Source organism: Microbacterium sp. DWRC1-3, assembly GCF_049896645.1.
GTDB lineage: Bacteria > Actinomycetota > Actinomycetes > Actinomycetales > Microbacteriaceae > Microbacterium > Microbacterium maritypicum.
Genome location: NZ_JAFCUS010000001.1, coordinates 2,033,823 through 2,055,766 on the forward strand (window position 1 = coordinate 2,033,823; position 21,944 = coordinate 2,055,766).

18 protein-coding genes are annotated in these 21,944 nt (G+C 69.1%); 5 read left to right on the forward strand and 13 right to left on the reverse strand.

Features of this window, described 5'->3' with window-relative positions:
* The first annotated feature begins 103 nt into the window (after positions 1–103).
* Together ACP699_RS09885 and ACP699_RS09890 are read left to right on the forward strand one after the other, a co-directional pair.
* The gene (locus tag ACP699_RS09885; protein ID WP_055866278.1) at positions 104–691 is read left to right on the forward strand and encodes a hypothetical protein; all 588 of its coding nucleotides are present in this window, start codon (positions 104–106) and stop codon (positions 689–691) included.
* 47 nt (positions 692–738) lie between these two features.
* Positions 739–2,082, forward strand: a complete 1,344-nt coding sequence (locus ACP699_RS09890) for a DUF2252 domain-containing protein (RefSeq protein WP_426170862.1) — start codon at positions 739–741, stop codon at positions 2,080–2,082.
* 24 nt (positions 2,083–2,106) lie between these two features.
* Here ACP699_RS09890 and ACP699_RS09895 read toward each other — a convergent pair whose 3' ends face one another.
* The 5 genes from ACP699_RS09895 to ACP699_RS09915 all read right to left on the reverse strand — a co-directional run bounded on the left by ACP699_RS09895 (position 2,107) and on the right by ACP699_RS09915 (position 9,849).
* Positions 2,107–5,115 carry an alpha-mannosidase gene (locus tag ACP699_RS09895; RefSeq protein WP_426170864.1) on the reverse strand — a complete coding sequence of 1,003 codons (3,009 nt, stop codon included), beginning with the start codon at positions 5,113–5,115 and terminating at the stop codon, positions 2,107–2,109.
* 81 nt (positions 5,116–5,196) lie between these two features.
* Entirely contained in the window at positions 5,197–6,663 is a 1,467-nt protein-coding gene (locus ACP699_RS09900; RefSeq protein ID WP_426170866.1) for a family 20 glycosylhydrolase, read from the reverse strand.
* Positions 6,660–7,574 carry a carbohydrate ABC transporter permease gene (locus ACP699_RS09905; protein ID WP_426170868.1) on the reverse strand — a complete coding sequence of 305 codons (915 nt, stop codon included), beginning with the start codon at positions 7,572–7,574 and terminating at the stop codon, positions 6,660–6,662. Before ACP699_RS09905 ends, ACP699_RS09900 begins: the two co-directional genes overlap by 4 nt.
* Positions 7,571–8,524 carry a carbohydrate ABC transporter permease gene (locus ACP699_RS09910; RefSeq protein ID WP_055866286.1) on the reverse strand — a complete coding sequence of 318 codons (954 nt, stop codon included), beginning with the start codon at positions 8,522–8,524 and terminating at the stop codon, positions 7,571–7,573. Before ACP699_RS09910 ends, ACP699_RS09905 begins: the two co-directional genes overlap by 4 nt.
* 35 nt (positions 8,525–8,559) lie before the next feature.
* Entirely contained in the window at positions 8,560–9,849 is a 1,290-nt protein-coding gene (locus ACP699_RS09915; protein ID WP_426170871.1) for an ABC transporter substrate-binding protein, read from the reverse strand.
* Positions 9,850–10,012: 163 nt separating this feature from the next.
* On the opposite strand from ACP699_RS09915, the gene ACP699_RS09920 reads away from it, so the two are divergent.
* A complete protein-coding gene (locus tag ACP699_RS09920) occupies positions 10,013–11,299 on the forward strand; it encodes a glycoside hydrolase 5 family protein (RefSeq protein WP_426170873.1) in 1,287 nt (428 codons plus the stop codon).
* Between the two features lie 10 nt (positions 11,300–11,309).
* On the opposite strand, the gene ACP699_RS09925 is transcribed toward ACP699_RS09920, so the two are convergent.
* On the reverse strand, positions 11,310–12,332 hold the full coding sequence (locus ACP699_RS09925; RefSeq protein WP_302793691.1) for a LacI family DNA-binding transcriptional regulator: 1,023 nt from the start codon (positions 12,330–12,332) through the stop codon (positions 11,310–11,312).
* A gap of 123 nt (positions 12,333–12,455) precedes the next feature.
* On the opposite strand from ACP699_RS09925, the gene ACP699_RS09930 reads away from it, so the two are divergent.
* Entirely contained in the window at positions 12,456–13,454 is a 999-nt protein-coding gene (locus ACP699_RS09930) for an EndoS/ChiA family endoglycosidase (RefSeq protein ID WP_426170876.1), read from the forward strand.
* A gap of 31 nt (positions 13,455–13,485) precedes the next feature.
* Here ACP699_RS09930 and ACP699_RS09935 read toward each other — a convergent pair whose 3' ends face one another.
* Both ACP699_RS09935 and ACP699_RS09940 read right to left on the reverse strand, forming a co-directional pair.
* Entirely contained in the window at positions 13,486–15,120 is a 1,635-nt protein-coding gene (locus ACP699_RS09935; protein ID WP_426170878.1) for a fucose isomerase, read from the reverse strand.
* Entirely contained in the window at positions 15,117–16,649 is a 1,533-nt protein-coding gene (locus ACP699_RS09940) for an FGGY-family carbohydrate kinase (protein WP_302793696.1), read from the reverse strand. Before ACP699_RS09940 ends, ACP699_RS09935 begins: the two co-directional genes overlap by 4 nt.
* A gap of 195 nt (positions 16,650–16,844) precedes the next feature.
* Between ACP699_RS09940 and ACP699_RS09945 the strand changes: the two genes are divergently transcribed.
* Positions 16,845–17,135: a hypothetical protein gene (locus ACP699_RS09945; protein ID WP_017829636.1), complete on the forward strand. Its 291-nt coding sequence runs from the start codon at positions 16,845–16,847 to the stop codon at positions 17,133–17,135.
* A 17-nt stretch (positions 17,136–17,152) separates the two neighbouring features.
* Here ACP699_RS09945 and ACP699_RS09950 read toward each other — a convergent pair whose 3' ends face one another.
* The 5 genes from ACP699_RS09950 to ACP699_RS09970 form a co-directional block, all read right to left on the reverse strand.
* Positions 17,153–18,139 carry a LacI family DNA-binding transcriptional regulator gene (locus ACP699_RS09950; protein WP_017829637.1) on the reverse strand — a complete coding sequence of 329 codons (987 nt, stop codon included), beginning with the start codon at positions 18,137–18,139 and terminating at the stop codon, positions 17,153–17,155.
* A gap of 179 nt (positions 18,140–18,318) precedes the next feature.
* On the reverse strand, positions 18,319–18,759 hold the full coding sequence (locus ACP699_RS09955; protein ID WP_055866303.1) for a DoxX family protein: 441 nt from the start codon (positions 18,757–18,759) through the stop codon (positions 18,319–18,321).
* Between the two features lie 105 nt (positions 18,760–18,864).
* The gene (locus ACP699_RS09960; protein ID WP_302793699.1) at positions 18,865–19,734 is read right to left on the reverse strand and encodes a dihydrodipicolinate synthase family protein; all 870 of its coding nucleotides are present in this window, start codon (positions 19,732–19,734) and stop codon (positions 18,865–18,867) included.
* Entirely contained in the window at positions 19,731–21,386 is a 1,656-nt protein-coding gene (locus ACP699_RS09965) for a tripartite tricarboxylate transporter permease (RefSeq protein ID WP_055866307.1), read from the reverse strand. Before ACP699_RS09965 ends, ACP699_RS09960 begins: the two co-directional genes overlap by 4 nt.
* Positions 21,383–21,940 (reverse strand): tripartite tricarboxylate transporter TctB family protein, encoded by a 558-nt coding sequence (locus ACP699_RS09970; protein WP_055874848.1) that lies wholly within the window; start codon positions 21,938–21,940, stop codon positions 21,383–21,385. Before ACP699_RS09970 ends, ACP699_RS09965 begins: the two co-directional genes overlap by 4 nt.
* Positions 21,941–21,944: the final 4 nt, after the last annotated feature.

Here is a 21,944-nt window from a genome sequence, read left to right on the forward strand (position 1 = left end):
AAGGAAGAGCCCTGGTCGGGCGCTGGCCACTCTACCCGAGGGGCCTGATCGCACGGCCGAGGCGTAACGGGCATCGCCCAGGCGCAGCCGATACCGTGGAGCCATGCGACTGACTGCCGAGGCCGATCCCCAGCTGTGGATTCCCGTGACGGACTCGCTCGGCTGGAAGGGGCGCCGCCACCGCAAGGCAGCGATCCGGATGCTGCTCGGCCAGGTGAACGCGGCCGTCGGTGCGACCGAGCGGCCGGGCTCGAAGTTCGGCGCGTGGGCGATGAGCCAGGCGGCGCCGATGCTCATGAAGCGCGCGGACGGCCGCGTGCTGGTGTGGACGTGGAAGGCGGAGCCCGAACTGATCGTGGCGATGGCGACCGCGCAGGTGCTGACCCCGGACGTGCGCATCGCACGCGCCTCGATGCCGATGGACTACGACGACACCGAGTCGTTCCCCACCCGGCTCGGGGTGGGCGAGAAGCTGCTGGTCCCGATGCCGCCCTCGCCGGCGTCACCGCCCTTCGCGACCTACACCTGGGACACGGGAACGCACCTGGTCACCCTGACAGCGGTGTGCAGCGACAAGGAACGCTTCGGCACGCTGATCGGCGCACTCGACGACCTGGCGCGCAGCCTCCGCATCGCCGACGACCTCGCGGGTGGGGAATCGCCCGACGTGCTGAGACTCGATCCCGCCTGAGCGCGCGGACCCGGGCTCCGTGCCCGCGGTCCTGCCACAATGTCCTCATGCTCCCCGCCTGGACACGCCCGCTGTCGCATCGCGAACTCCTCGAACGCGGCGAGGAGGCCCGAAAGCGCGCGCCACGACGCGCCCTCGCCGAACTCGCGAGCGGCACGCGCGATCCCCTCGGCATCCTGGCCGCACAGAACAGCTCCCGCATTGCCGAGCTGCTCCCCCTGCGGGCCGAACGCATGTCGACGAGTCCCTTCGCGTTCTATCGCGGTACCGCGGCGCTGATGGCCGCCGACCTCGCGGATGCGCCGCACAGTGGCATCCTCGTCGCCTCCTGCGGCGACGCCCACGTGTCGAACTTCGGGTTCTACGCCTCGGCCGAACGACGACTGATGTTCGACCTCAACGACTTCGATGAAGCCGCATGGGCGCCGTGGGAGTGGGATGTGAAGAGGCTCGTCGCGAGCATCGTCGTCGGAGGCAGGGCGAGCGGCCGCTCCGATGAGGTCATCGACACCGCCGTCCTCACCGCCGTCTCCGGCTACGCCCGCGGCATCGCACGCGCGACCGAGCTGAGCCCGACCGCCCGCTACTTCACGCACTTCGACGTCGCCTCGTCACGGACCATGCTCGACAAGGCCTCGCAGAAGGCGATCCGCCGGGCGGTGAAGCAGGCGGAGCGACGCACCGGCGAGCGTGCGGTGCGCCGGCTCACGGTGGAGGATGCCGACGGCCGCCGTCGCTTCGTGCCCGACGAACCGACCACCACCGCGGTCGGCCCCGCACTCCTCGACGCCGTGCACGATCTGCTGTCGCAGTATCGCCGCACCACGAACCCCGACGTCGCCCTGCTGTTCGACCACTTCACCGTGAGCGACGTCGCACGCCGCGTGGTCGGCGTCGGCAGCGTGGGCACGCGCTGCTACCTGGTGCTCTTCCAGGATGGCGAGGGGGCCACGATCCTGATGCAGCCGAAGCAGGCGTCGCAGAGCGTGCTGGTGGAGTACGGCCGCATCCCCCAGCCGACCGCGCTGCAGGAGGTGATCGACGCCGACGGCGAAGGAGCGCGCGTCGTCGCGATGCAGCGCATCCTGCAGGCCCTCTCCGACCCGTTCCTCGGGCACATGCGCAACACGAGCGCCGACTTCTACGTGCGGCAGTTCCACGACATGAAGGGCAGCATCGACGTCGAAGACCTCGACGACGGGCCGTTCATCACGTACGGGCAGGCGTGCGCCGCGACCATCGCCCGCGCCCACAGCCAGTCGCTGACAGCCACCGAGGTCGCCGGCTACATCGGCAACGGGCGGGTGCTCGGGCAGGCGCTGCTCGAGTGGGCCCGCGCCTACGCCGCGGTGTCGCTCGCCGACTACGAGGCCTTCCGCGCGTCCCTCTGACGACTCCCGACCAGGACGCCCCTCTCAGCGCACGATGCGCAGCGTCCGCACCTCGAACGGACGCAGCTTCAACTCGCCACCGGTCCGGGCCTCGTCGATGTCGTCTTCGATCAGGCTCACCTCGCGCACCTCGCGGTGCTCGAACCCGACAGAGACCTCGCCGGCCGCACGCCGTCCGAGCGCCTCGTACACGCGCACGATCACGTCGCCCGAACCGTCGTCGGCCAACTTGACCGCCGACACCACGATGCCCTCTCCCTCCACCGACACGAGAGGCTCGACCTCGCGCTCACCGCGCATGACGCTCGGGAGCGCGTTGATCCGGATGCCCTCGGCCGTCGCGATCGCGGCATCCGCTCCGATCACGAAGCCGACCTCGATCTCGTGGTGACCGTGGTCGGTGTCGGGGTCGGGGAAGCGCGGCGCCCGCAGCAGCGAGAGCCGCACGGTCGTCACGACCGCGTCGTCGGACACCTCGCGCGAGGTGTCGTAGCCGTAGATCGAGTCGTTCACCAGGGCCACGCCGAAATCCTGCTCGCGCACCAGCACGAAGCGGTGCATCGACGTCTCGAACTTCGCCGCCTCCCAGCTGGTGTTCGTGTGCGTGACGCGCGACTGATAGCCGAACTGGGTCTCGGCGTCGGTGTGCGCGGCCTGCACGTCGAGCGGGAAGGCGAGCTTGAGCAGCTTCTCGGTCTCGTTCCAGTCGATCTCGTTGCGCAGCAGCACGGTGCGCGACTCCGGCTGGAGGATGATCGTCTGCTCGATGGTCGACTCCGAGAACGGACGCACGACCACGATCCGGGCGGAGCCGCCGACCATCGAGGCCTCGATCGACGAGACGGCCGTGAGGTCGTCGACGCTGCCCAGGTAGTACCGGTCGATGTCCCACGCATCCCACATGTTCGGGAAGTCCTGGTGCAGCTGGAACAGGTTCGCGGCCTTGCCCGGCGCGACGGCATCGCGACCGGTGCCCTTGTCGACGGCCGAGACGATCAGGCCATCGGCGGAGACGAGCACCGAGACGAGCTCGTTCTCCAGGCGCCAGCCGCCGTCCTCCTCGGTGAGCGAGACCGGCGCCGCCGTGGACTCGGCCACGAAGGCCGCCCCGAGTGCGCGGCCGCGGCCGACCGATGTCGGCTCGAACTGCAGCTCCCGATCACCCTCGCCGGCGAGAGAACGGCGGGCGGCGACGGCGATGTCGCGGGCGTCCGAGAGCACATCCGACAGCACCGCGACAGCCTCGCGGTGCACCCACGCGATCGAGGTGCCGGGGAGGATGTCGTGGAACTCGTGCAGCAGCACGGCCTGCCACAGCCGGTCGAACTCGGCCTGGGGATACGCGGCGCCGGTGCGCACGGCATCGGTCGCGGCCCACAGCTCGGCCTCGATCAGCGCGTGCTCCGCCCAGCGGTGCAGCGCCTTGGTGGCGTGCTGGCTGGTGAGCGTTCCGCGGTGCAGCTCGAGGTACAGCTCGCCGACCCACACCGCCGGGTTCGGCAGCTCGGCCTTGGCGGCGTCGAAGAAGTCGTCCGGGTGCTCCCACACGACCTGCGCGCTGCCCTCGAGGTCGCGCAGGCGCTCGGCCTTGCCCGTCATCTCGCGGGTCGTGCCACCGCCGCCGTCACCCCAGCCGACCGGGGCGATCGACCGCGAGCTGAGGCGGTTCTCCTTGAACTGGCGAGCGGCCTTCGCGACCTCCATGCCGCTGAGCTGCGAGTTGTAGGTGTCCATCGAGGGGAAGTGCGTGAACACCTGCGAACCGTCGATGCCCTCCCACAGGAAGGAGTGGTGCGGGAAGACGTTCTGCTGGTTCCAGGAGATCTTCTGCGTGAAGAACCACTCGAACCCGGCGCGGCGCATCAGCTGCGGCAGGGCCGGCGAGTACCCGAAGCTGTCCGGCAGCCAGACGCCCTTCGAGCGGATGCCGAACTCGCGCTCGAAGAACCGCTGCCCGTGCGAGAACTGCCGCACGAGCGACTCCCCCGTCGGCATCACGGTGTCGGACTCGACCCACATGCCGCCGAGCGGCAGGAAGCGCCCCGCGGCAACCGCGGCCTTGACCCGCTCCCACACCTCGGGGCGGTGCTCCTTGATCCACGCGTACTGCTGCGCGCTCGACATCCCGTACTGGAACTGCGGATGCTCGTCGATGAGCGTCGTCATCGACGACGTGGTGCGCGCGACCTTGCGGATCGTCTCCCGCACCGGCCACAGCCACGCCGAGTCGATATGCGCGTGTCCGACGGCCGAGATGCGGTGCGCACTCGCCTCGGCGGGCGCGGCGAGCACGTCGGCGAGGCGGGCGCGGGCGGCGGGCGCGGTTGCCACGATGCGCTGCAGGTCGAGCACGTCGAGCGCGTCGTCCATGGCCTGCAGGATGCGCATGCGCCGTGGCGAGGTCGCCGGCAGCTCGGCCTGCAGCTCGAACAGCACCTCCAGGTCGAGGGAGAGGTCGAAGACCTCCTCCTCGAACACCGCCAGATCCATCCGGCGCGTGCGGTAGAGCGGCTCCTTCGAGGAGGTGAGGATGTCGCCCTCCCGCGTCGGCAGGAAGGGGTGGTAATCGAGCAGCACCGGGTTGGATGCCGCTTCGAGATACAGCTCGACGGGCTCTTCGCCCGCGGCGGCCTCGGCGATCGGGACCCACTGGTTGCGCGGATTGATGCTCTTCACGGGGACCGGATCGGAATCCGTGGCGCCCCGGCGATAGGCCAGCGCCTCGCACTGGAAGCCGGTCATGTTCACGTCGAAGCCGAGATCGATGAGAGCCTCGACACGACGCCCCGCCCACTCGGCCGGCACGCGGCCGGTGAGCTTGAACCAGGTGGTGCCCCAGGCCGGCCCCCAGGGAGCACCGACCGCACCGGGCTCGAAGTCGAGCGCGAGTCCCTCGGCAGGAGCGATGGGCTCCCCCGGCAGCTCGTGGATCTCGACGCCCAGCGGCACGGAAGCGGAGTGGATCGCGGGGCGGATGCGCTCCTCGAGCACGCGCTTGACGCGGCCGACGGTGAGCGAGGTGTCGTCATGCATGGGTGGGTCTCCGGGCTCGACGGTGGGTGGGGGACGGGGTTCTGAACGGGGATGACTCGGATCGGTGCAGACGGCTCGACGCTACCGGGCGCACGGCCCCGGGGCGGTCGCGACACCGATCGCCGCGTCGATCTCGCAGAACTGATCGTGCGAGAGTGCGCTGGTGCCGTTCCACGCGCGCTCGGCCATCGCCCGCAGCGGCCTGCGGACGCCGTCGGCGACCTCTTCGGGGGTCTGCGCCGAAGCATCGTCGGACCAGACGGAGAACGAGGCCCCGAGGAGCCGAGCGGGGTAGGGCATCGGGATCTCCTGCCGGGTGCCGTCCGGGAGCGCAGGGAACAGACCCGGATGCCACTCGGACTCCCAGATGCGCGCGCTCGTCGGATACGTGTAGCCCGCCTTCTCTCCGAGGACGTAGTACAACAGCGCGTCGTGGAAGTTCACGAGGGGGTTCCCCGCGTCGACGGCGGCGGCGAGCGGCCGCATCTCGACGTGCCAGTTCGTCCACCAGGTCAGCACGAGATCCGGGTCGAGGGTGACGGTCTCGCTGCGGAGCATCCCGTCGTTCCAGACGCGCGGGGCGAGGCCGCGTGCACGGAGGTGCGCGGACATGGCGTTCACGAACGCGGTCAGCAGGTCGAAGCCGGTGGCGCGGGGGCCGTGCTTCTCCCTGGCGGAGGCGGCCAGCGCGGGATACTCCTCGATGCGCGCGAAGTCGACGAATTCGTCGCCGCCGAGGTGCCAGCACGTGCTGCGCGGGAACAGCGCGGCGACGTCGTCGATCAGCGCCGCGGCGAAGTCGATCGCCGCGGTGCGGGTGATGTCCAGCGCATGATCGGTCGGCAGGCCGCCGGCGTCCGGCAGCCGGAGCTCCGGATGCGCGGCGAGGGCGTGGCGGAGGTGGCCCGGCATGTCGAGGGAGGGCACGAGGTCGATGTGCAGGTCGGCGGCGGTGTCGGCCACGACCAGGGCCTCGGCGCGGGTGACATGAGCGCTCGAGACGATCTCGGGGAACGCCTCCGAGCCGATCCGGAAGCCCTCGTTCTCGGACACGTGCCATTGGAAGGTCGTGATGCCGACGTCGGCGAGCGCGTGCAGCAGGTCGACGATCCACGGCGCGGGGAAGTGCTTGCGGGCGGCGTCGAGGTGGAACCCGCGCTCCGTGACCACGGGCGCGGAGCGGACCCGGCCGTGCGGCACGAGGCCCTGCGCCCGCAGGTTGTGCAGCAGCTGACGTGTCGCCCGGAACGCCCCGACCGCGGTGCTTGCGGACACCGCGATGTCCTCACCGACCGTGATCTCGAATGACTCGTCGGCCCTGTCGTCTCGCCGCAGACGCACGACGGAACCTTCGCCGTCCGGGATGCCGAGGGCTGCGAGCTCCCGGGTCAACCGCTCCGCCTCCCGAGCGAGCATCGGGTCATCGGCCGCGACCCTGACCGTGGAGGGTCTCCATGCGCCGCTCGACAGCTCCGCCGTCGTCGGCTGCGGGATCGCGAGCCAGGGATGCGGGCTGTCGGCGCGGCCGGTGTCGTGCAGTGCAGTCACCCCTTGACGCTTCCCTCTTCGACGCCCTTGAAGAACTGCCGCTGCAGTACCGCGAACAGCAGGATGATCGGCACCAGCGCGATCATCGTCCCCGCCGCGATCACGCGCGGATTCGCGGCGAAGTTCGAGCTCAGATACTGCATGCCGACGGTCAGCGTGTAGTTCGCGGGATCCGACAGCACGACCAGAGGCCAGAGGAAGTCGTCCCAGGCGCCGATGAAGGCGAACAGCGCGACGACCGAGACCATGCCGCGGACGTTCGGCCACACGATGTGGCGCAGACGCTGCATCGTGTTGGCGCCGTCGATGGTCGCCGCATCCAGGGTGTCCGGGGGGATCATGCGGCAGGCGGCCATCATCAGCAGCACGTTGATCGCCGCGATGGCTCCGGGGAGGAACACGCCCCACAGGGTGTTCGCGAGGCCGAGCGACTTGACCGTGAGGTACTGGCTCGTCAGCGTGACCTCGCCGGGCAGGAGCAGCGTCGAGAAGAAGATCGCGAGCACGATCCACTTGCCGCGGAACTTCATGGTGCCCAGCGCATAGCCGCCGATCGTGGCGAAGACCACGTTGGTGAGCACGGTGCCGACGCCCACGAGCAGCGAGTGCCACGCGTAGTCGAGCACCGGGATCGTGCGGAACACCTCGGCGTAGTTGTCGAGGGTCGGCGCGTTCGGGATCAGCGACGGCGGGAAGTCGTAGATGTTCTCGGCCGCGCCCTTGAACGAGGTCGACATCTGCCACAGGAATGGGAAGACCATGATGGCGAGCACGCCGATGAGCAGCGCGTACTTGCCGATCAGACCAACGAGGGACGGCTTCATGATGTCGGCCGAACCCCGCGTGCGGTAGGGCCGATCGCGCCGCTCTTTCGGAGTGCTCTCCTGAGTGACCATCGCTCGCGTCGTCATCGCCTGGCCTCCTCTGCCGCCGCGAGCCTGGCGAGCTTCGCGTCCTTGGCCGCGCGCCGTCCGGCGAGGGCTTCCTTGATCGTGTCGCTGTTGTTCGCGACACCCACGATCGCCAGGGGCACCAGGGTGAGCAGGAACAGCACGAGCGAGATGGCCGATGCGTAGCCGACCTGACCGTTGAGGCCCTTGCCCATCGATTGGATGAGCATGACCATGCTCATCGCCTGTCCGCCGGGGCCGCCGGAGCCGCCCGAGAGCACGTACAACTCGGTGAACACCCGCATCGCCCCCACGCACACCAGCACCGAGACGAGCATCATCGGACCGCGCACACCCGGAACGGTGACGGACCAGAAGCGGCGCCAGCGTCCGGCTCCGTCCATCGCCGCGGCCTCATGCAGCTCACGTCCGACGTTTCCGAGCGCGGCGAGGTACACGACCATGTAGTACCCGAGCCCCTTCCAGACCGTGAGCCCGATGGCGCAGCCGATCAGGAGCCACCGATCGGAGAGGAACTCGACGGGCCGATCGATCAGCCCGAAGAAGCTCAGCGCCGAGTTGATCGTGCCGCTTCCGGAGAACAGGAACTCCCACACGATCGCCACCACGACCGCCGATGCGATCACGGGGAAGTAGAACGTGGTGCGGAAGAAGCCGATCGCCGGGATCTTGCTGTGCACGAGGAGCGCGAGCAGCAGCGGGAGGAACGTCAGCAGCGGCACGCAGACCACGACGTAGACGAGCGACGTCGTCAGCGCATAGCCGAACCGGTCGTCGCCGAGCATCTTCTCGAAGTTGTCGAGTCCCACGAACTGCGCGGGACGAAGGGGGCGGGCATCCGTGAACGCGAGGGCGATCGTGTTCAGGAACGGCCAGAGGGCGAACACGAACACCCAGATCACACCGGGGAGCACGAGCAGGTACGGCGTGTACCAGCGCTGTCGTCTCATGAGGCATCCACCCCCTTCATCTCCGCGTCATCGGCTCAGCCGACGACGTTCTGCTCCGCGTACTCGACCGCCTTGTCCAGGGCCTCCTGCGCCGTGATGTCGCCCTTGACCGCGAGAGCGATCTGCTGCTTGGCGTAGGTCTCCATGGCCTCGGTGAACTGCGGGGCGCCGAGCATCCGCGCGTCGTTCATCTGCGAGGCGGCGAGGTCGTTGGCCGTGGCCTGCATCTCGTTCTGGGCGGTCTCGGCGAACACCGACGGGTCCTCGTTCGCGGCCTTGGTGCCGGGGAAGAACCCGGTGGCGAGCTTCACGAACTCGATCTGGTTGTCGGTGTTCGTGAGGAACTCGGCGAAGGCCACAGCGGTGGCGGCGTTGTCGGAGTTCGCCGAGACGCTGATGCCCTGCACGAACAGCGGCGGGTTGCCGAAGCCGTTGGTCACGTCGACGTCGGGGAGCAGGGTCGGGGCGTTGACCGCGATGTCCTTGTCGATGTAGTTCGGGCCTGCGGTCGCCCAGGCCACCGTGCCCTTGTTGAAGTTGTTGATGTTGGCGTTCGCGGTGCCGGCGTTCTGCAGCGCCTCCGGCGAGATCGCGCCGGCCTTGTAGAGCTGCGCATAGCGCTCGACGATCGCGACGGCCTCGGGAGTGTTGAAGACGAACTTCCCGTCCTTGTACACATCCTGCGTGCCCCCGCCGTCGGACACCATGATCTGGAGCGATTTAGGGCTCGGCACGTCGGAGATGGTCTGGATACCGGCGGCGGCGAGCTGCTCGGCCGCATCCATCGTCTCCTCGAACGTCTGCGGAGTCGCGGTGACGCCTCCCTGCGCGAGCAGCGCCGTGTTCCAGTAGTTGAGCTCGGTGCCGAGATACCACGGGAAGCCGAACGACCCGTCGATGCCGTCGTAGGTGTAGGCCTCGACACCGCCGTCGACGTAGTCGCCGATGACCTTCGAGGCGCTGCCCAGGTCGAGCAGCTGGTCCGCCGAGGCCAGCGAGTAGGCGTACTCGGGCGGGAGGTTGATGACGTCGGGCAGCTCGCCGGACTCGGCCTGCTGCAGGATCTTGTCCTCGTACCCGTCGGCGGGCTGGTCGATCCACTTCACCGTGGTGCCGGGGTTCGCCTTCTCGAAGGCGTCGATGACGCCCTCGAAGTACGGGGTGAACTTGTCGTTCTTGAGCGACCAGGTCTGGAAGGAGATCTCTCCCCCCACCTCCCCGTCCGCGGCCGATCCGCCGGAGGTCGAGGCCCCGCCCGTGCAGGCCGTGAGCGCGAATGCTGTGGCCACCGCGATGCCTGCGGCGACACTGGTGCGGATCTTCATGGACATTCTCCTTCGAAGTGATCCAGGCTGCGGCGTCTCGTTCGAGTCGCTGTGACAACCCCTACTAAAACGATATAGTGACCATAGCATGCCATAACGGCGCGCTCGGGGTCCAGCCCCGCCGCACGCCGCTCCCCCACCGTCCGTCCCGGAAAGGACAGCGATGACCACCTCCGCCGCCCCGCTGCGCTTCGGCGCCAACTACACCCCGCGCTCCCAGTGGATGCACGCGTGGATGTCGCTGGATCTCGACGAGGTGCGCCGCGACTTCGCCGCCCTCGCCGACCTGGGCCTCGACCACCTGCGCATCTTCCCCCTGTGGACCGTTCTGCAGCCGAACCGCACGCTGATCCGCGACGAGGCCGTCGACGACGTGCGGGCCGTGGTCGATGTCGCTGCCGAGTTCGGGCTGGATGCGAGCGTCGACGTGATCCAGGGACACCTGTCGAGCTTCGACTTCGTCCCGTCGTGGCTTTTCACGTGGCACGACAAGAACATGTTCACGCACCCGGATGCGCTCAGCGGCCAAGCCGAACTCGTCACCCGCCTCGGCGAGAGACTCGGAGGCGCCTCCAACTTCCTGGGCTTCACGCTCGGCAACGAGACCAACCAGTTCTCGGCGCAGACGCATCCCTCCCCGTGGCCGGTCAACGAGGCGGAGGCCGCGAACTGGATCACGACGCTCCTGGACGCCGCGCACGCCGCGGCCCCCGCGCAGCAGCACGTGCACAGCGAGTACGACGCCGCCTGGTACATGGACGGACACGGCTTCACCCCCGCACTGGCCTCGCGCCTGGGCGACATCACGACCGTGCACTCGTGGATCTTCAACGGCACCGCGCAGAGGTACGGCGGGCGGTCGGTGGCGTCCGACCGCCACGCCGAGTACATGATCGAGCTCGCCCGCGGATTCGCCACCGACCCCGCGAAACCCATCTGGCTGCAGGAGGTCGGCGCCCCGTCGAACTGCCTGACGCCCGCGCAGACCCCCGACTTCCTCGAGGCGACCCTGCGCTCGGTCGCCCGCACCGAGAACCTCTGGGGCGTGACCTGGTGGTGCTCGCACGACGTGAGCCGCAGTCTCGCCGACTTCCCCGAGCTCGAGTACACGCTCGGGCTCGTGGATCAGAACGGCGAGGCCAAGCCGATCGGCCGCCGTTTCGCCGAGCTCATCCCCGAACTGCGCGAGCGCAGACCCGCCCCCACCCGCCCCGTCGGCATCGTCGTCGAGGTCGATGAGAACGACACGCCCGTCAGCCGCGGCGCGATGAGCCCAGGCGGCACGATCTTCCAGGCCTGGGTCGACGCCTGCGAAGCGGGCGCGGACCCCGCCATCGTCACGTCGAGCGACGCTGCCCGGCCCGAGGTGCTCGCCGCGCGCGGGATCACCGAACTGATCAGACCTGTCGTCGAGCGCACCGAGTACGCCTCACGGAACACCGTCGTCTGAGCCCTCCCCCTCAGCGCGGCGCGGCCGTGCTCTCGCGAACCGTGAGCTGCGGGACCGCGGCCACCCGATCGGGGAGCATCTCGGCGGCGTCGATCTGTTCGAGCAGGAACTCCGCCGCATCCGCCCCGAGCCCGAACGTGTCGCGGGTGATGCAGGTGATCGAAGGGTGCACGAGTCCGGCGACGACGGAATCGTCGAACGAGGCGATGGAGAGATCGGACGGCACGGCCAGCCCCATCTCCTGAGCCACGCGCAATCCGGCGATCGCCATCACGTCGTTGTCGAACACGACGGCGGTGGGCCGGTCGGCACGGCTCAGCAGACGACGCATGGTGGCGGAGGCTGCGGCCGGCGAGAAGTCGGTGGCGATGGTCTCGCCCGTGACGCCGCGGCCGCTCAGCCCGTGGAGCACATCGGTGCGCAGACGCGTGTGCTGGAACTCTGCGGGCCCGGCGACGTAGGCGATCGAACGGTGCCCCAAGGCCACGAGGTAGTCGAAGAGCGAGTGGGCGACCTGACTGTCATCCAGCCAGATCGTCGCGGGGTGCCCGTCCTCCGAGGCGTCGCTGCCGATCACGACCGCCGGGAGCGGCAGGTCGCGCAGGACGGGGAGGCGGGGATCGTCGTCTCGCGGGTCGATCACGATCACTCCGTCGACCTGATTCGCACTGCGCCAGCGCCTGTAGGTCGCCACCTCCTCTTCGATCGAGGAGACCAGCACCATCTGCATCGCGATGCGTCTGGCGGCAAGAGCGGACTGCGCTCCGGCGATCAGGTCGGTGAAGAAGGCTTCGGTGCCGAGAGTGTCTGCCGGGCGGTTGACCGCGAATCCGACGACGCCGGCGCGGGCCCCCACGAGTGCCCTGGCGGCGGAGCTGGGGAGCCATTGGTGCTCCTCGGCGATGTCGAGGATGCGCTGCCGGGTCTGCTCGCTGACGCCCGGGCGGCCGTTGAGCGCGAAGGACACGGCTCCCGGCGACACTCCTGCCAGCCGGGCGATGTCCGTGATGGTCACGCGCTTCGCTTTGGACATGCCCCAACTGTAGCGATACAGGTCTGAGGCGGTTCTTGGACTGTGCACAACAGCCCAACGCTGCTACCGTGCTACTAAATCGCTTAACCCCTGCGATCCGACGACGAAGTCTGGAGTGTGAAGATGAAGAAGTCATGGTCCGTCGCAGCAGCCGCAGGGCTCGCCGCGTCATTGTTGGTGGCCGTCGCGCCCGCGTCCGCCACCGCGCCCGGAGACACCGCCTCGACGGACGGCGCATCCGCCGCCTCGTGCGCAGCCGACCCGCAGTACTTCGCCTACTACCGCACGTGGCGTGACGCGAACGCATCCTGGCCGGGCAGCGAGAACGACCCGGAGAACCCGGCGGACAACACGCAGCGGATGGACGATCTCCCCGACGGCGTGGACGTCGCCTTCGTGTTCAACGCCTATGTGAGCGACGATTCCGGGTTCTGGGACGTGCTGAAGAACGAGTACGTGCCGAACCTGCATGCGCAGGGCACTCGGGTCGTCCGCACGGTCGACATCGGTGTGATCCTCGACGCACCCGCGGCCGACACCCCGGCCGCCTATGCCGCGGCAGCTGACGAGATCCTCGCCGAATACGTCACCGACGACGGCCTCGACGGACTCGACGTCGACATGGAGCGCTCTCTCACGGCCGCCCAGGTCGCTCGGGTGACTGGCGTCTTCCGGGCCCTGTCAGAGCACCTCGGACCGCAGTCCGGCACCGACCGGCTCTTCATCTACGACACGAACCAGGAAGGCACCCACCCGCTCACGGCCGGGATCGCCCCCTACGTCTCCTACGTCCTCGTGCAGTCCTACGGCCGCTCGGTCTCCGGGCTGCAATCGACATGGGAGAGCTACGCACCCTACTTCGACGCGTGCCAGTACCTGATCGGGTTCTCGTTCTACGAGGAGCGCGGGCAGGACTGGGGCGACACGACGGAGCCTTTCGACGCCTCCCGCGCCGCCCGCTACGCCGACTGGCAGCCCACGGGCGCGACCAAGGCCGGCATCTTCTCCTACGCCGTGGACCGCGACGGCAAGGTCCCCGGCGACGACACCATCACCGAGTCCGACTTCTCGTGGAGCACTCGGCTCATCAAGCAGCAGGATGCCGCAGCGGTTTCTCACTGAGACGGCCCGAGCCGAGAGGCTCACCGGCGGATCAGACCGTCACATCTCCCACCAGGTTGACCTTGATGCCCATCCCGGCGAACATCGCGGCCTTCGCGATCAGGGCCTTGTCCGCCGTCTCCGCATCCGGGGCGTAGACCAGCTGCGCATGGTTGGCCTTGTGGCGGGCCATGAACTGGTCGCGCGAGATGCCGTGCAGCACCACGTGGGCGATCGGCCATTCCGGGTTGGTGGCGTCCTTGCGGCGCTGCGTCTCCTCCTCCGGCAGCTCCACGACCGACGCCCGGAAGATGTCGGCCTGCAGGATGCCCTCGGCGATGAAGACGCGCGACAGCACGATCTCGCCGGGCTTCGAGACACCGTTGATCGTGGCACCGCCCGCGGGGAAGAACACGTGGCCCTGACGCCAGCCCTCGGCGTTCTGCCACCCGCCCAGGTGCGAGGCGGGCACCGAGCCGGAGATCTCATAGACCCAGACGAACCGACCGTCGTAGTCCTCGCCCCAGCGCACGTCGTGCAGGGTGTTGTCGGGCACGAGACCCATCGCGCGCCACACCCGGTCGGTGACGAGCGCGTCGACCGCGACGCCCTCGTCTGCTTCGTTGAAGTGCGGGAAGGCGCGGCCCTCGTGCAGCACGCGCGAGCCGTCGCGCGAGGTCACCGGCGGGCGTTCGGTGGAGTTCAGGATGCCCTCGGCGAGGTCGGACGCCGGCACCAGGTCCTTCAGCCCCTGCTGGTACTGGATGCCGACCGCGTCGAGCCCGAAGTCGTCGGCGATGCGGAGCGCGGCGATGTACATCTTCAGCTGCCACTGCACCTGCTCGCGCGTGAGCTCGGTGGCGGCGTCCTCGCCGTACCGGAAGGTCATGCCCGCCTCGATCAGCCAGTCGTAGGCGGCATCCGCCTCGTCCTCGGTGACGTTCAGCATCTCGGCGTACAGCGCCGACTGCGACAGGCGTTCCTTGTAGATGCCGGTCTGGTTGAGCAGCTCGTCGTCGAAGATCGCGTTGTACATGCCCATGCAACCCTCGTCGAAGACGCCGATGATGGCCTTCTCGGCGAGCATCTCTGCCGCGAGCGCCTCACCCAGCTGCTTCTCGGGGCTGTCCGGCAGCGCGGGCAGCGCCCGCACGTGCGAGGCGTCGTGCGTGATGGCGCCGGTCTCGGTCCACTCCCTGATGCCGTCGGTGAACCACTCGTCGGTGAAGTCGACCGACCAGGTCGTCGCGTACGGCTTGTCCATCTTGGTGAGCCCCGCGTTCAGACCGAGCAGCCCGACGAGGCCGGGCCAGTCCCCCGCGAAGTTCGCGACCGTGAGGATGGGCCCCTCATGCGACCGGAGACCGGCGAGCACGTGGTGGGAGTACTGCCAGTTGGCGATCGCGACGATCAGAGGAGCATCGACGGGGATGCCCTTGAACACCTCGAGGCCCATGCGCTGGCTCGAGATGAAGCCGTGCCCGGTCTGCGGGTCCACCCCGAACGGACGGATGACCTCCCAGCCGAGCGCGTTCAGCACTCCGGTGACGCCGCTCTCGAGCTCGACCTGGGTCGGCCAGCCGGCGACGTTCGCCGACTCGCGCAGGTCGCCGGACGTGATGATGTACGCGGTCTTCGGCGCGGTGGCGGGGCGGGGAGCCGCGGTCGGCAGGGTGTACGTGGTCATGATGCCTCCGGGGCGATGGGGGTGGTGGTCGGGGTGGTCGGGGCGGCACCGCGCTGCGCGGCGGCGAGTTCGTGCACGACGGATCTCGATCCCTCATAGAGGCGCACATAGCGTTCGAACAGGGAGTCGTAGAGCGGCCGCAGCGCCTCATCCGGGCTGATGCGCTCCGAGATCGGGTTCCAGGCGGTGATCGTCGGCTCCTCGCCTTGTGCAGCGGTCGCGGTCGCCGCGAGGAAGGCCGCGCCGTAGCTCGCGCCGATCGTCGTCGCAGGCACCTCCTGCACGAGGCAGGTGACGTCGGAGACGATCTGCATCCACAAGCGCCCCTGCGTTCCGCCGCCGACCGCGACGATGCGGCGGATGTCGGCACCCGCCGCCCGCATGGTCTCGACGTTGTGCCGCACCCCCAGGGCGGTCGCCTCCAGCGCCGCACGGTACAGATCGCCGCGCGTGTGCGCGAGGGTGAGGCCCGCGATCACGCCCCGAGCGTCCGGATCCTGGATCGGCGTGCGCTCGCCCGCGAAGTAGGGCAGAACGAGGAGGCCGTTCGCGCCGGCGCCCGACGCGGCAGCCTCGGTGAGCAGTTCGGGATAGTCGGCACCGGTCAGGCCTTTGAGCCATGCGGTGAGAGCGCCGGACGTCGAGAGGCCGCCGGCGAGGTTGCGGGTGCCGGCGAAGGCCCCGGCCGTGGTCCACATCGACGGCGTCCGCAGGGTCTCTTCGCCAGTGGCCACGAGGAACATGGTCGTGCCGTACATCAGCATCAGGTCGCCGACCTCGTGCGCGCCGACGCTGACGGCTTCGGTCCAGGCATCGATCGTCCCGGCGATCACGGGCGTGCCCACGGGGATCCCGGTGAGGGCTGCCGCCTCGGCCGTGACCTCTCCGGCGATCTCGCCCGCCCAGTGCAGCCGCGGCCGCTCGATCTCCCCCGCGTATCGCGCCCACCACGGGTCGTGCCAGCACTCGCCCTCGATGTCGTAGAGGGGAGAGACCTGACTGGCGGACTGGTGATCGAGCACGTACGCACCGGTGAGCCGGCGCGCGAGCCAGGACGCGGGCATGTACAGCCGTCGCGCTCGCTCCCATGCCTCGGGCTCCTCCTCCTCGATCCAGGCGATCTTCGGCCCGCCCGCCTGCGAGGTCAGGGTCGATCCGCCGATGCGCGTGATCTCGTCGACGCCGAGCTCGGCGGTCATGCGCTCGATCTGCGCGGTCGAGCGGGTGTCGACGCCGTAGAGGATGGCCGGGCGCACGGGTTCGTCGCGTTCGTCGGCGAGCAGGATGCAGGGCCCCATGCCGCTGACGCCCACACCGACGATCTCGGCATCGGGGACTCCGGCGAGCAGTTCGCGCGCGATCGCGACGAACTCGTCCCACCAGATCGCGGCGTCCATCTCGACCCAGCCCGTGCGAGGGCGTTCGACGTCGTGCGCTCTGGTCGCCGTCGCCAGGATGCCGCCGTCGGCACCGACGAGCACGCCCTTGCTGCTGGACGTGCCGATGTCCACCCCCAGGGTGCAGCGCATGGAGTCCTCCTCGTGCCGGGACGACGGAGTCCTCGGTCTGATCGCCACTGTACGCGAAATCGATTTCATGCCGCAAGGCGCGAGTAGTCCTGCACCACTCGCGCCAGAGAGTGATCTGCCCACCGAGAGCGGCTTTCTGGCTGACCAGCACCGGAATACCGTGACATTCTGGGCACCCCGAATCAGACTGGAGGCATGCGCTTGGACGACCCGCAGGTATGGACGCTGATCGGCGTGTTCACGACGATGATGCTCGGCGGCATGACCCTCATGACGATGCAGTTCAGCCGCGTGATCCGCGCCGAGATCGGTGGTCTGCGCGGCGAGCTGCGAGGTGAGATCGGCGGGTTGCGCGGCGATCTGAGCGGGCGGCTGGAGAGCCTCGAGGGCCGGCTCACCGGCCGCATAGACGCCCTGGAGCATAAGGTCGACAGCCTCGACAAAGAGGTGGCGAACCTCGCGACGCGGTTCTGGCGCTCACAGTAGTCCGCCCGACCGCCCGCTCAGCTCCGCGTCGCGCTCGCGGGCTGGAGCTCGTTGCGCAGCACGACCGTCCGCGCCGGCTGCGTGTCACCCTTGATGCGATCCAGCAGCATCCGCGCCGCGGTCACGCCCATGTGCCGCGCCGGCAGTCGCACCACGGTCACGGCCGTCGGCGAGAGTGTCGTGAACGGCAGGGAGCCGATCACCGCGACACCGACATCCGGCGGAGTGCGCCCGTGCTCCGTGAGCACCTGGATGGCGCCGACCCCGATCAGGTTGTTGCCGGCCACCACCGCATCCGGCGGCTCGGGCAGCGCGAGCAGCTCCTCCATCGCCGACCGGCCACCGTCGACGCGGAAGGTCGTGAAGCGCTCGAGCCCGTCGAGGTCGAGGTCGGGGTGGGCCGTGGTGAGCGCGGAGCGCCACCCCGCGGCGCGCTCGGCGGCGGTGTCGATGTGCGCGGGGCCGCCGATGTAGGCGATGCGACGGTGGCCCGCATCGATCAGGCTCCGCGTGGCCGACGTACCCGCCGCGCGATTGGCCATCGTGACGCCGTCGATGTCGTAGGCCGTGCTGCGGTCGACGGCCACGACGGGCCGGCCGGTGGCGAGGATGCCGTCGAGGTCGGAGTGCTCGTCGGCTGTCGCGATGATGACGCCGGACATGTTCTCGGCGATCGCGATGCGGAGATACGTCGCCTCCTTCTCCACCTGCGCGTCGGAGTTGCAGAGCACGACGGAGTATCCGGCTTCGGAGGCGACGTCCTCGACCCCGCGCGCCATCTCGGTGAAGTACGGGTTCTCGATGTCGGGGATCACGAGGGCGATGACCTCGGAACTCTGTCGACGCAGCGAGCGGGCGGCGCGGTTGGGGGTGAAGTCGAGCGTCGCCGCGGCCGCACGGACGGCCGCCACCTTCTCGTCGGAGACGCTCGTGCCGTTGAAGACGCGCGAGACCGTCGCGGGTGAGACCCCCGCGAGCTCGGCGACGTCGTAGATCGTTGCCATGCGCTCCCTGCTCCCCCGCGGACTCCTGCTCCCGCCGAGCGCGGCGGGTGCTGCAACAGTATCGCGCGGTGGCCGAGGATCAGCGCCTCGGTGAAATCGATGCCGCGCACATCTTCACCGCCCACGCGACGGATGCCGCGACCCCTCGGTCGCGGCATCCGTCGTATTGCTGAGGTTCTTCAGCTCAGCCAGGCCGGCGCGCGTCCTCGCAGGAACGCTCCGTCGAGGGAGAACCGCCCCGCACCCGTGAGCGCGAGGGCGAGAGCTGCCGCGCCGAGGACCGCGACGAACTCGTAGCCGCCGTCACCGACCCAGAGACCGGCGGGAAGGTGCACGGCGACGAGGGCGACGATCATGTCGATCGCGAGCAGGATGGCGACCGGACGGGTGAGGAGCCCGAGGATCAGCAGGATGCCGCCGATGAGCTCGACGAAGGCGACGACCGGACCGGCGATCTCCGGCAGAGGGACCCCCATGCCCGCGAAGCTGCCGATCGTCCCGGGAAGCGTGAACTCGAAGATCTTCTGTGCGCCGTGTGCGGCGAAGATCGCACCGACGACCACGCGGAGGACCAGGAGTCCCAGCGAGGGTGCGGCGGATGGGGCTTTGGTGTTCGTCATGAGGAGTTCTTCCTTCGTGGCAGGACACCCGCGCGCCAGGCGCGGAGCAGGGTCGTTCCCTGCTTCCACGCTAGGAAGGCGACATTTCCATCTCCTGTGACCGGGTCACCGGTGCGCGGCGACCACCTCGGCGACGGCGGTGCGCTCGGCGGCGCTCGGCTCGGCGATGGCCATGCGGCAGTGCGTGTCGACGACGTCGAGCACGCGGTACGCCTCCTTCATGCGCGCCATGTCGCCCCCGATGAGCGCGACGACGTCGTCGACGGCGGCCTGGGCGGCGACGATGGCCGCCGCGTCTCCCGCTCGGCCCGCGTCGGCGAGCGCGCGGAAGGGCTTCGGTGTGACCGATGACACCCCGGAGACGACGCCCTGCGCGCCCACCTCGACGGCTGCGATCAGGTCGCGATCGGCGCCGGTGTAGAGGTCGAAGTCGGCGGGCACGACGGCCCGGTACGCGGCGATGTCGTCGAGCGAGAGCTCGCTGATCTTGGCACCGACGACGTTGGGCAGTTCGGCGAGCCGCACCAGAAGCTCCGGCGAGACCGGGTTGCCGCTGCGAGCCGGGTAGATGTACACGTACATGCGACCGTCGCCGACGGCATCCGACACCGCGCGGTAGTAGTCGAAGATCGCGTCGTCGGTGGCTCGCAGGTAGTACGGCGTCAGCGCGGCGAACTCCACGGCGCCCAGTTCGCGGGCGATGCGGGTCAGCCGCACAGCCTCGAACGTGCTGGGGCGGCCGACGTGCACGACGACGCGCATGCGCCCCTGCAGCTCGGCCAGCGCCGCTTCGACGATGGCCGCGAACTCCTCGGCGTCCACCGCGGGGAACTCCCCCGTCGTGCCGAGCACGAATGCTCCCTCGTTCCCCGAGTCGGCGACGAATCGGAAGATCGCACGCGAACCCTCGATGTCGAGGGCGCCGTCGCGGTGGAACGCGGTGGGCACGGCGGTCAGGATGTCGTAGCGGGTCACTTCTCGGTCTCCTCGGAGTTCTTGCGGGGCTTGCGGGAACGACGCCGCGGGGCGTCGACGTTGCGGACGGTGGAGGTGAGCAGGTCCGGCTGCGCGGCGAGCTCGTCGTGCGCCTTCTCGATCTGCTGGATGCTGTCGTCGTGCAGGATCGAGTCCGCGAGCGAGGCGCGCTCGGCACGGGGACGACGGGCGGCACGGATCGCCGGCATCACGATCGAGAGCACGGCCAGGGCGAGGAGCACGAGCGCGATGGGGCTGACGACCTCGAAGAACGGACGCGTGGGCAGGATCGCCAGCGTCCGGGCGAGGTTCTCCTCGGCGAGGGGTCCGAGCAGGAGCCCCAGCACCACGGGGCCCGCCGGCACCTGCATGCGCTTGAGCATCACTCCGATCACACCGAAGACGAGCATCGTCACGACGGTGGAGAGGCTGTTCGAGGTGGCATACGTGCCGATGATGCAGAAGATCAGGATGCCGCTCCACAGATACGGCTGCGGCACGTCGAGCAGCTTGACCATGCCCTTCATGCGGATCAGGCTCAGCACGAGCGACAGGATCGTCGCGATCAGCATGATTCCCACGATCGAGACGACCAGGTCGGGGCGGTTCGTGAACAGCGTGGGACCGGGCGTGATGCCCCAGATGATCATCGAACCGATCATCACGGCCATCACGGAGTCGCCGGGGATGCCCAGCGCCATGGTCGTGGTGAGCGAGCCACCGAGCGTCGCGCTCGAGGCGGTGTCGGAGGCCGCGACGCCCTCGATCGATCCCTTGCCGAACATCTCGGGGTGCTTGGACACCTTGCGCGCCCGCTCCCACCCGATGAGTCCCGCGATGTCGCCGCCGGCCGCGGGGATGAGCCCGACGCCGAGTCCGACCGCACCGCCGACCGCCGTGGCCCGACCGCTCTGCTTCAGCTCGGCCCGGTTCGGCCACCAGCGTCCGAGGCTCGAGATGGGCCGCACGTGCGACTTCCGGTGCGTGAGCAGCTGGTCGAAGAGTTCGGCGATGCCGAAGAGTCCGATGATCACGGCGATGAAGTTCACGCCCTCGACGAGTTCGAGCACTCCGAAGGTGAAGCGCTGATCGGCCGTCGCCGCATACGTGCCGACGCTGCCGAGCATGAGGCCGAAGAGCCCGGCGAGGATGCCCTTGAGCATCGACTTCGACGAGATGCCGATCATGATCGAGATGCCGAAGACCACCAGGGCGAACAGTTCCGGGGATTTGAAGTAGTCGCGGGCGAAGCTGGCGATCGGCACGGCTGCGACTGCGAAGAGCACGAGCGAGGCGAGGATGCCGACGGCCGAGACGATCGCGGAGATCGTCAGGGCGAGACCGGCCCGCCCCTGCTTGGCCATGGGATAGCCGTCGAGAGTCGTCGCGATGGACGCGGGAGTGCCGGGGGTGTTGATGAGGATCGAGGGCACCCGATCGCCGAAGTTCGCGGCGACGTAGATCGTCAGCAGCACCGCGAGACCCTGCACGGGCTCGAGGGTCATCGTGAAGCCGGCGGCGAGCGCGACCGCCATGGTCGCGGTGATGCCGGGAAAGGCGCCGACCATGAAGCCGAGCACGAGGCCGACGAGCATGTAGAGCAGGATCGAGATGTCGAGGAGCGAGTTCAGCCCCTCCATGAGCGCGTTCACAGGGGGATCCTCAGGAGCATCCCGAACACGACGTAGACGAACGCCGTGACGGAGGCGGAGTAGATGATCAGGCTCAGCCAGCGGCGGTGGCCGTAGAGGAGCATGAGGGAGGCCATCAGCAGAGCTGCGGCGATCGGGAAGACCTCGATGCGGTAGCCGAAGAGGATGACCGAGCCCAGCGACCACAGCGCGATGAAGGCGCCGGTGATCGCGAGCGTGGCGATGACGCGGAGGTAGCCGCCGGGCTGGATGCGTTCGAGGTCTTCGCGGGTGGGTGCCGGGCGGGTGATCGCGACGGCGAGCAGCGCGATGGCGACGACGACTCCGGTGACCCCGATCACGAGCGGCCAGAAGCGGGCGTCGATCTGCCCGGGGGCTGCCTCACGGCGCAGCGGGATCTGCGTCGAGAGGAAGAGGTATCCGGCGGTGAACGCCAGGGCGACGACGGCGAACACGATCTCGAGGGTTCGCGACGCGGGCGCGCCTTCGTACTCGTCACCGGCGGATTCGTCGCGGCCTGCCGGTTCTGCAGCGGTGTCGGGGGTGGACATCATGCTC